This window comes from Monashia sp. HAY1-2A (assembly GCF_056755315.1).
Window position 1 is genome coordinate 1 of the sequence record NZ_JBNDHY010000149.1, and the last position, 10324, is coordinate 10324.

9 protein-coding genes are annotated in these 10324 nt (G+C 71.5%); 4 read left to right on the top strand and 5 right to left on the bottom strand.

Annotated elements, in window-relative coordinates; all coding sequences use genetic code 11:
- Positions 1–79: 79 nt before the first annotated feature.
- Positions 80–784: a FadR/GntR family transcriptional regulator gene (locus ACPYOM_RS17845; protein WP_481346987.1), complete on the bottom strand. Its 705-nt coding sequence runs from the start codon at positions 782–784 to the stop codon at positions 80–82.
- Between the two features lie 157 nt (positions 785–941).
- Here ACPYOM_RS17845 and ACPYOM_RS17850 point away from each other — a divergent pair, with 157 nt between their 5' ends.
- Complete coding sequence (locus ACPYOM_RS17850; protein ID WP_481346988.1) at positions 942–1472, top strand: gluconokinase; 531 nt, start codon at positions 942–944, stop codon at positions 1470–1472.
- Positions 1469–2863, top strand: coding sequence for a GntP family permease (locus tag ACPYOM_RS17855; RefSeq protein WP_481346989.1), 1395 nt, complete (start codon positions 1469–1471; stop codon positions 2861–2863). Before ACPYOM_RS17850 ends, ACPYOM_RS17855 begins: the two co-directional genes overlap by 4 nt.
- A 73-nt stretch (positions 2864–2936) precedes the next feature.
- Here ACPYOM_RS17855 and ACPYOM_RS17860 read toward each other — a convergent pair whose 3' ends face one another.
- Genes ACPYOM_RS17860 through topA form a run of 4 tightly spaced genes read right to left on the bottom strand, consistent with a single transcriptional unit; the run spans position 2937 to position 7521 of the window.
- Entirely contained in the window at positions 2937–3404 is a 468-nt protein-coding gene (locus ACPYOM_RS17860; RefSeq protein ID WP_481346990.1) for an SCP2 sterol-binding domain-containing protein, read from the bottom strand.
- 45 nt (positions 3405–3449) lie between these two features.
- Positions 3450–4253 carry a PIG-L deacetylase family protein gene (locus ACPYOM_RS17865; protein ID WP_481346991.1) on the bottom strand — a complete coding sequence of 268 codons (804 nt, stop codon included), beginning with the start codon at positions 4251–4253 and terminating at the stop codon, positions 3450–3452.
- 12 nt (positions 4254–4265) lie between these two features.
- The gene (locus tag ACPYOM_RS17870; protein WP_481341572.1) at positions 4266–4730 is read right to left on the bottom strand and encodes an N-acetyltransferase family protein; all 465 of its coding nucleotides are present in this window, start codon (positions 4728–4730) and stop codon (positions 4266–4268) included.
- A gap of 31 nt (positions 4731–4761) precedes the next feature.
- Positions 4762–7521 carry a type I DNA topoisomerase gene (gene topA / locus ACPYOM_RS17875; protein WP_481346992.1) on the bottom strand — a complete coding sequence of 920 codons (2760 nt, stop codon included), beginning with the start codon at positions 7519–7521 and terminating at the stop codon, positions 4762–4764.
- Positions 7522–7728: 207 nt separating this feature from the next.
- On the opposite strand from topA, the gene ACPYOM_RS17880 reads away from it, so the two are divergent.
- Complete coding sequence (locus ACPYOM_RS17880; protein ID WP_481341574.1) at positions 7729–8511, top strand: dioxygenase family protein; 783 nt, start codon at positions 7729–7731, stop codon at positions 8509–8511.
- A gap of 402 nt (positions 8512–8913) precedes the next feature.
- On the top strand, positions 8914–10191 hold the full coding sequence (locus tag ACPYOM_RS17885) for a toxic anion resistance protein (RefSeq protein ID WP_481346993.1): 1278 nt from the start codon (positions 8914–8916) through the stop codon (positions 10189–10191).
- The last annotated feature ends 133 nt before the right edge of the window (positions 10192–10324 follow it).

Consider the following 10324-nt stretch of genomic DNA (forward strand, 5'->3'; position numbering starts at 1 on the left):
TCCGTCGTCGGCAGCGTCAGATGTGTATAAGAGACAGGGTGGGCACGTCCCTTTTCGACCGGCTCCGTCCTAGGGGGCGTCAGGACTCGGCGTCGCGCAGGGCCTCGCTGGCCTCGGCGATGATGGCCTGCATCGCGGCGGACGCCGCCGCACCGTCGCCGGACTGCACGGCCTCGGCGACGTCGCCGTGCAGTCGGACCGCAACCGGGTTGGGCGTCGAGGGCATGAGGTCGTGGTGCGTGCGGCCGGCGAGAACCTCGCCGACGACGCCCGACAGCGCGGCGAGCATCTCGTTGCCGGATGCCGACAGCAGCGTGGCGTGGAAGAGCTGGTCGGCCTCCAGGTAGGCCTCGAGGTCGCCCGACTTGGCGTGCACGGCCATCGCCATCACCGCGCCGACCAGGACGCCGCACTGGTCGGGGCTGGCGTGGGCGGCGGCGAGCTCGGCGGCGACGGGCTCGACACCGCGGCGCAGCTCGCCGAGCGAGAGCAGCTGCTCCTCGCGGCCCGGGCCGTCGAGCCGCCAGCGGATGACGCGGGGGTCGAAGACGTTCCACGACGTGCTCGGCAGGACCCGGACGCCGATGCGCTTGCGAGCCTCGACGAGACCCATGGAGTCGAGGACCCGGACGGCTTCGCGCACGACCGAGCGGGACACGCCGTAGCGCTCGTCGAGCTGGTCGATGCGCAGCACCGTGCCGGACGGCAGCTCCCCGGAGACGACCTGGCGTCCCAACGCGTCGAGCACGCTGGCGTGGAGCGCGGGACGTCGGTCGGCCGTCATGGCGCCAGCCTGTCACACGACAGATGCACCGTGGCCATGGCGCGTTTAAATCAGTTTTATTTACGCTGACCTCTTGTTAAGACCTCTTTCTTGCTCCACCCTAGGTCCAGCGACTCGATGAAGAGATCGATCGAGCCGGACGAAGGAGTCACGGAGCATGCAGCACCACCCACCACCCCTCGTCGTCGTCATGGGGGTGTCCGGCTCGGGCAAGACCACGGTCGGCGCCGCCCTGGCCCAGCGCCTGCGCGTCCCGTTCGCGGACGCCGACGACTTCCACCCCCCGGCGAACGTCGCCAAGATGTCGGCCGGCGTCCCGCTCACCGACGGCGACCGGGCACCGTGGCTGGCCACGATCGCGGCCTGGCTCGCCGACCACGCCCGGACCGGCGGCGTCACGAGCTGCTCGGCGCTCCGGCGCGCCTACCGCGACGTCCTCACGGCCGCGGCCCCTGAGGCGTACTTCGTCCACCTCCACGGCGACCGGGAGGTCATCGCCGCCCGCGTCGCCGGCCGGCCGGGGCACTTCATGCCCGCCGCCCTCGTCGAGTCGCAGTTCGCGACCCTCGAGCCGCTCGGCGCCGACGAGCGCGGCGCCGTCCTCGAGGTCGACCAGCCCGTCGACGACCTCGTCACCCAGTCCCTCGACCTCCTGCACCACCCAGACCCGGAAGCGACCCTGTCATGACCACCGCCCTGCTCCACCTGCTGCCCGCATCGGCCGTGTCCGCCGATGCCGCGCCCGTCGTCCCCGCCGGACGCCTCGTGCCGGCCGCGCTGCTCGGCATCGCCGTCCTCGTCGTGCTCATCGTGCGGTTCAAGCTGCACCCGTTCCTCGCGCTGACGCTCGGCTCGCTGACCGTCGGCGGCATCGCCGGCGCGGCGATGTCCGACGTCATGGACAGCTACACCAAGGGCTTCGGCAGCACCGCCGCCGGCGTCGGCATCCTCATCGCCCTCGGCGCGATGTTCGGCAAGCTGCTCGCCGACTCCGGCGGCGCCGACGAGATCGTCGACACGATCGTCGGCCGCAGCTCGACCCGGGCCCTGCCCTGGGCCATGGCCGGTGTCGGCGCCGTCATCGGCCTGCCGATGTTCTTCGAGATCGGCCTCGTGCTGCTCATGCCGGTGATCTTCCTCGTCGCCCGGCGCTCGGGCCTGTCCCTCGTGCGCGTCGGCATCCCAGCCCTCGCCGGGCTGTCCGCGATGCACGGCCTCGTGCCGCCGCACCCGGGTCCCCTGGTGGCCATCGACGCGCTCAAGGCCGACCTCGGCATCACGCTCGGCCTCGGCATCCTCGTCGCCATCCCGACGGTCGCGGTGGCCGGCCCGTGGTTCGCGCGTCTGGCCTCCCGCTGGGTCGACGTGCCCGCTCCCGAGCTCTTCGAGGCCCGGCCGGAAGCGGCCACCCGGCGCCCGTCGTTCGGCACGACGCTGTTCACCGTGCTGACGCCGGTCGCCCTCATGATGGGCAGGGCCCTCGCCGACGTCCTCGCCGGCAAGGACACGCCTGCCCGCGCCGTCCTCGACTTCCTCGGCACGCCGCTGGTCGCACTGCTCATCGCCGTCATCCTCGCCATGTTCACCCTCGGCCGCGGCGCGGGCATGGGAGTCAAGGAGGTCGGGTCGTCGCTCGAGGCCTCGCTCGGCCCGATCGCCGGCATCGTCCTCATCGTCGCCGCCGGCGGTGGCTTCAAGCAGACGCTCGTCGACACCGGCATCGGCCGCCTCGTCGCGGACTGGATCGCCCAGAGCGGGCTGTCGGTGCTCCTGCTCGCCTGGCTCGTCGCGGTGCTCATCCGACTCGCTACCGGCTCGGCGACGGTCGCGACGGTCACCGCCTCCGGCATCCTCGCCCCGCTCGCGTCGGGCATGTCGACGACCGAGGTCTCCCTCATGGTCCTGGCCATCGGCGCCGGTTCGGTGTTCTTCTCGCACGTCAACGACGCCGGCTTCTGGCTCGTCAAGGAGTACTTCGGCATGAAGGTCGGCCAGACGGTCAAGACGTGGTCGCTCATGGAGACCGTCCTGTCGGTGACCGGCCTCGGCCTCGTGCTCCTGTTGAACCTCGTCGTCTAGGTCCACGAGACGTCCTGGGAGCACGAGACGCCCACCCGACCCCTGCGGCCGGGTGGGCGTCTCGCGGCGTGCCTCAGACCCTTGGGACGTCGAAGAAGCTCGCGAGGTTGGCGGCGAGGCCGAGGTCGCCCTTGGCCTTGATCCTGCCGGTCATGAACATCATGACCGGGTTGCCGCTCTTGCTGATCAGCTTGAGGAACTCGACCGGGCCCATCGTCAGGGCCAGGGTCGCGGCGCCGTCGAGGCCGCGGGTCGTGGTGCACGTGCCGTCCTGGACCCGCACGGTCCACTCGTCCGCGCCCCCCTCGGGCCGGCCGGTGACCGTCCAGTGCGTCGTGGCGGTCGTGGACCCGGCACGGTCGGCCCGGAACAGCTCGGGCATCCGCTCGAAGACCGAGCGCAGGACCACCTCGCGGTTCGGCGAGGCCATGAGCGCGGCGACGTCCTTGTCGGACATCGTCTTCACGGTCTGGATGAAGGCGGCCGGCTCGACGGCGGCCAGCTGCTCGGGGGTGGCGGTCGCGAAGTCGATGTCGGACATGGAGGCCCCTTTCGGGCGACGACGAGGACGGTTACCGGCGGTAACCTATCGGACGGTGGCGCTCTCGAGGAACCAGCCCGCGACCATCCCCTCGGGGCGGCCGGGCTCGATGAAGTGCTCCCACCCGAAGGCCACCGCGAACATCTGCTCGGGGATCTCGAGCATCCCCTGGGCATCGGACTGGCTCGCATGCGCCTTGAGCGCCGAGCGCTTGACCTCGAGGAAGTCGCTGACGTCGCAGGCCCAGTGCAGCTCCTCCTCGAGGCTGCCGAGCGGGTTGCCGTCGTCCATCGGCGCACGCGGGTCCCACTCGCCCACGTCGTGCCCGGCGGCGACGGCGGCCTCGTGGGAGCGGATCATCGCGGTCCGGTTCATCGACGACTCGAGGTAGCGCGGCGTCCCGGCGAGCTCGGCGGCCCGACGGGTCACGGCGTGCACCTTGACGTGGTCGGGGTGCCCGTAGCCGCCGTGCCAGTCGTAGCCGACGACGACGTCGGCGTGCTCCTCGCGCAGCACCGCGGCGACGCGCTGCGCCGCCTCCTCGGTGTCGACCCGCATGAAGCTGCCCTCGTGCTCGTTCTGCGCCCACCCCGTCATGCCCGAGTCGGCGTAGCCGAGGAAGACGACGCGGTGCGTGCCGATGACGGCGTTCGACGCCTCGGCCTCGACGCGCCGGCGGTGCACGACGGTCTCGCCCTCGGCGAGGTCACCGGGGACGTCGCCGTGGTCGCCGTTGGTGGCGACGACGAGGACGACGCGGTGCCCCTCGGAGACCGCACGGGCCATGGAGCCGGAGGTCTGCGACGCCTCGTCGTCGGGATGGGCGTGGACGAACACGACGGTTGCCATGGCGTCAGCCTCTCACTGCCCACCGACGGGCGCTGCAGGATCCCCGGCGGAGACGGTGTAGACGATGAACCCGTCGTAGCTCGCCACCTCGTCGTAGAGCCGGCGGGCGACCGCGTTGGTCTCGTGCGTCTGCCAGTAGACGCTCCCGCAGCCCTGCCCGCGCGCCCACTCGCGCACCGCGGCGATGAGCGCCCGCGCGACCCCTCGCCCGCGCACGCCCGGGTCGGTGAAGAGGTCCTCGAGGTAGCAGAGGTCGGGCTCGCTGGAGCTCGGGTGAACCAGGAAGTGCGTGATGCCGACGAGCTCGCCCCCGAGCCAGGCACCCAGACCGTGCAGCCTTGCGTCCGAACCGATCTCGCGCCAGGCCCTGTCGTAGGCGGACTGGTCCAGCTCGCGCCCGTAGAAGGCGATGTAGGCCCGGAAGAGCGACTCCCACCGGTCCCGGTCGGCCGGCCCGAGGCGTCGGATCTCGATCACACGGCGACGCTAGCGCGAGGCGCAGAGGCGGTCAGGACTTCTTGGATGCCGCCTTCTTCGTCGTGGTCTTCCTGGCCGTCTTGCGGGTCGACTTCGTCGCGGCGCGCTTGCGCGTCGTCGGGCCCTTGGCGCGCTTCTCGGCGAGCAGCTCGTAGCCGCGCTCGGGCGAGATCGAGGCCGGGTCGTCGTCCTTGCGCAGCGTCGCGTTCGTCTCGCCGTCGGTGACGTACGGGCCGAAGCGGCCGTCCTTGACGACGACCGGCTTGCCGCTCACCGGGTCGGTGCCGAGCTCCTTGAGCGGCGCCGACGCGGCACGCCCGCGTTGCTTGGGCTGGGCGTAGATCGCCAGCGCCTCCTCGAGCGTGATGTCGAACAGCTGCTGCTCGGTCTGCAGCGAGCGCGAGTCCGTGCCCTTCTTGAGGTACGGGCCGTAGCGGCCGTTCTGCGCGGTGATCTCCACGCCCTCGGCGTCGACGCCGACGAGGCGCGGGAGGCTGAGCAGCTTCAGCGCGGTCTCGAGGTCGATGGTGGCGAGGTCCATGTCCTTGAACAACGAGGCCGTGCGAGGCTTGACCTTGGCCACCCTGCGGCCCTTGGGCTTCTCACCACCGGACGCGTCCTCGTCCTCGATGACCTCCGTGACGTACGGGCCGTAGCGTCCGGCGCGGGCGACGACGTCGCGCCCGGTCTCGGGGTCCTGCCCGAGGACCCGGCCGTCGTCGGCGGCGACCTCGAGCAGCTCGCGGGCCTTCTCGGGCGTCATCTCGTCCGGCGCGACGTCGTCGGTGATCGTCGCCCGGCGCGGTGTGGCGGACCCGTCAGCCCCCTCGGCGACCTCGCCGGTCTCGAGGTCGACGCCGCGGGGCCCGACCTCCTCCACGTAGGGGCCGTAGCGACCGACGCGCACGACCATGCCGTCACCGAGGGGGATGGTGCTGATCTCCCTGGCGTCGATCTCGCCGAGGTCGTCGACGAGCTGCTTGAGCCCCGCGCCGGAGGTGGCCTCGGTGCCGAAGTAGAACCGCTTGAGCCAGTCGGCGCGGCCCTCCTCGCCACCGGCGATGCGGTCGAGGTCCTCCTCCATGGACGCGGTGAACTCGTAGTCGACGAGCTCTCCGAAGTGCTCCTCGAGCAGGCGGGTCACGGCGAACGCGAGCCACGTCGGCACGAGGGCCTGGCCCTTGGTGAAGACGTAGCCGCGGTCCTGGATCGTGCCGATGGTCGCGGCGTACGTGGACGGGCGGCCGATGCCGCGCTCCTCCATCGCCTTGACGAGCGTCGCCTCGGTGTAACGGGCGGGCGGGCTCGTCTCGTGCCCGTCGGCCTCGGCACGCACGACCTCGATGGCCACGCCCGGGGACAGCCGGGGCAGGCGGCGCTCCTCGGCGGCCGCGTCGGCGCGCGCCACGGCCTCGTCGTCGCGGCCCTCCTCGTAGGCGGCGAGGAAGCCCTTGAAGGTGATGACGGTTCCGCTCGCGCTGAACTCGACCTGGCGGGCGCCGTCGACGGGGGTGTCGACGGACAGCCGCACCGTGGCCGTCGAGCCGCGGGCGTCGGCCATCTGGGAGGCGACGGTGCGCTTCCAGATCAGCTCGTAGAGGGCGAACTCCTCGCCGCGCAGCTCGCCGGCCACCTGGGCCGGGCTGCGGAACCGGTCGCCGGCGGGCCGGATGGCCTCGTGGGCCTCCTGCGCGTTCTTGACCTTCTTCTCGTAGCGGCGCGGCGACTCGGGCACGTACTCGGCGCCGTACATGTCGCGGGCCTGGCTGCGGGCGGCGGTGAGGGCAGCGTCCGACAGCGTCGTGCTGTCGGTACGCATGTAGGTGATGTAGCCGTTCTCGTAGAGACGCTGGGCCACGCGCATCGCGTTCTTGCTGCTCAGGCGCAGCTTGCGCGAGGCCTCCTGCTGCAGCGTCGAGGTGGTGAACGGGGCCGACGGACGGCGGGTGTACGGCTTCTCCTGCACGTCGGTGACGCGCGCGTCGGCGCCGGTGCACGCCTCGGCGATGCGTCGGGCCAGGGCCTCGTCGAGGTGGACGACGCCCCTGCCGGTCAGCTCGCCGGCGTCCGAGAAGTCGCGGCCGGTGGCGACGCGGGCACCGTCGACGGAGGCCAGGCGCGCGGCGAAGCGCTGCTGCTCGCCCCCGGGCGTGAACTCGCCCTCGACGTCCCAGTAGGACGCCTTGACGAAGGCCATCCGCTCGCGCTCGCGCTCGACGACCATCCGCGTCGCGACGGACTGGACGCGTCCGGCCGACAGCCCCTGGCGCACCTTGCGCCACAGGACCGGGCTGACCTCGTAGCCGTAGAGGCGGTCGAGGATGCGGCGGGTCTCCTGGGCGTCGACGAGTCGGGTGTCGAGCTCACGGGTGTCGTTGACGGCGCGCTGGATGGCCTCGCGGGTGATCTCGTGGAAGACCATGCGCTTGACCGGGACCCGCGGCTTGAGGGCCTCGAGCAGGTGCCAGGCGATGGCCTCGCCCTCGCGGTCCTCATCGGTGGCGAGGTAGAGCTCGCTCGCGTCCTTGAGGAGGCGCTTGAGGTCGGCGACCTTCTTCTTCTTGTCCGGGTCGACGACGTAGTACGGCTCGAAGCCGTTGTCGACGTCGACGGCGAACTTGCCGAACGGGCCCTTCTTCATGTCGGCCGGCAGCTCGGACGGGTTCGGCAGGTCGCGGATGTGACCCACCGACGCCTCGACCTCGAAGTCCCCGCCGAGGTACCCGGCGATCGTCTTCGCCTTCGCGGGCGACTCGACGATGACGAGCTTGCGGCCCTTGCCTGCAGCCATGACACACCTACGACTTCCCGGTCTCACGTGCAGCGGATTCGTCGCTGCTCCGACGTGGACGCGCCCTGACCGTAACAGCCCGCGGCACGTGGCATCGGCAGGGCCCACGCGCGCCGGTGCACCGGGCAGGCCGTCGGCGGGGAAGAAAGCCCGCCCGGACGGCGTTCCCATGGTAGTTTAGAGTTCAACTTGTTGGGAGGAGCCCCCATGTCCGCCGCACCCGTCCTCTACCTCAGCCACGGCGCCCCGCCGCTCGCCGACGACCGGCGCTGGACGGCCGAGCTGTCCGCGTGGTCGGCCGACCTGCCGAAGCCGAAGGACGTCCTCATCGTCTCCGCGCACTGGGAGGACGCCCCGACGACGCTCGGCTCGACGACCGGCGCACCGCTGACCTACGACTTCTGGGGCTTCCCGCAGAAGTACTACGAGGTCACCTACGACGCGCCCGCCGCCCCGCAGCTGGCCGACGAGGTGACGCGCCTGCTGAGCTCGCCCGGCCACGAGGTGCACCGCGACGAGGCCCGTGGCCTCGACCACGGCGCGTACGTCCCGCTGAAGGAGATGTTCCCCGACGCCGACGTGCCGGTCCTGCAGATGTCGATGCCGACGCTCGACCCGCGCGGCCTCTTCGAGATCGGCCGGCGCCTGGCGCCGCTGCGCGAGCAGGGCACCCTCATCGTCGGCTCCGGCTTCACGACCCACAACCTGCGCTGGTTCAACCCGGCCGGCGGTGCCGACGGCACTCCCCCGCAGGCGAGCGCCGAGTTCGACCACTGGGCCCGGGAGGCCATGGCCGCCCAGGACGTCGACGCGTTGCTCGACTTCGCCGCCAAGGCCCCGGCCGCGCACGAGGCGCACCCGCGGACCGAGCACTTCGCACCGCTGTTCGTGACGCTCGGAGCCGCCTCCGCGTCGGGGAACCTGGGCTCCGAGAGCGTCATCGACGGCTTCTGGTTCGGCCTGAGCAAGCGCTCCTGGCAGCTCGGCTGACGCGCGCGGGGATGCCCCGGGGACGCCCCGGGACGCATCCGTCCCGAGAACCGGCCGGGCCCCGCGGAACTCCCGCGGGGCCCGTGTCGTTCCAGGAGCGTGGGGCGCCCCACGAAACGCGACCGCGGCTCGGTGTTTCCCCTGGCACCGAACCGTGGTTGCCCCCGTCGGCCGCGTTCCCGGGTCTCTCGACACCTCCCTCGCGAGGGCTCCCGGGACGCGGCCTCCGGGCGTCGTGGAACCCCGCAGATCGCCGTCCCGTCGCAGGCGCGCGGCACGTAGAGTGGCCGTACGCCCGAGACGGGTCACGGGCCCGGCGCGCAGCCGGGGCCGACCCGCGGGCGAGGGACTTCGGTCGCGTCGCCGACGCGGCCGGCACCGAGGGGAAGGACCCGTCGCACGATGACCGACCAGCCCGCCGCCCAGGCCGCAGCAGCTCCGGCAGCCCCCGCTCAGCAGGTGACGCCTCTCGCCCCGCCGCCGAGCGAGGCCTTCGTCCTCACCGCCCCGGCACCGGCCCAGCCGGTCGCCGAGACCGCGGCGCCGAAGATGGCCCCGGCCGTGCCCGAGGCCGCGCTGCCCGGACTCGACTCGAAGGTCGACACCTACCTCGACGGCCTCATGCGCACCACCGCGAAGTCCCCCGAGTGGGAGTCCAGGGCGGCCGACGTGCGCAGCATGGGCACCGACGAGATCCGGTTCGCCGCCGAGAGCAGCAACCGGATGCTCCAGATGCCGGTCAAGGCCCTCAACGAGGGCGGCCTGTCCGGCAGCTCGAAGGTCGGCAAGACGCTGCTCGACCTCCGGCGCACGGTCGAGGACCTCGACCCCGCCCAGGCCCAGGGCGCCAAGAAGCTCCTCGGCATGATCCCGTTCGGCGACCGGGTCACCGACTACTTCCGCAAGTACCAGTCGGCCCAGAGCCACCTCAACGGCATCCTGCACTCGCTCCAGTCCGGCCAGGACGAGCTGACCAAGGACAACGTCGCGCTCAACCTCGAGAAGAAGAACCTCTGGGAGTCGATGGGCCGGCTCAACCAGTACGTCTACGTCGCCGAGCGGCTCGACGCCAAGCTCGCCGCGCAGGTCGCGACCCTCGAGGTCACCGACCCGGAGAAGGCCAAGGCGCTGCGCGAGGACGTCCTGTTCTACGTCCGGCAGAAGCACCAGGACCTGCTGACGCAGCTGGCCGTGTCGATCCAGAACTACCTGGCCATCGACATCATCATCAAGAACAACATCGAGCTCATCAAGGGCGTCGACCGCGCGACGACGACCACCGTGTCGGCGCTGCGCACCGCCGTCATCGTGGCCCAGGCGCTGAACAACCAGCAGCTCGTCCTCGACCAGATCACGGCGCTCAACACCACGACGTCCGGGCTCATCGAGCGCACCTCCGAGGCCCTCAAGCAGAACTCGGCTCGCATCCAGGAGCAGGCCGCCGGCTCGACGCTGTCGATCGAGGCGCTGCAGAAGGCCTTTGCGAACATCTACGAGACGATGGACACCATCGACCAGTTCAAGGTGCGGGCGCTCGACACCATGGCCGCGACGATCGGCACGCTCGAGACCGAGGTCGCCAAGTCGCGCAGCTACCTCGAACGGGTCGCCTCGAACGATGCACGCCAGTCCGCCAACGCGGCGCCCGGCGTCCTCGACCTCCGCGGCCCGACGCGATGACGGGCCGGTGACATCAGCCGGGCTGCCCGGCAAGGACGAGCGGGGCCGGCCGGTGGCCTGTCTCTTATACACATCTCCGAGCCCACGAGACGCGTAGTAATCTGGGGGGGGGGGGTTTTTTTTGGGGGGGGGG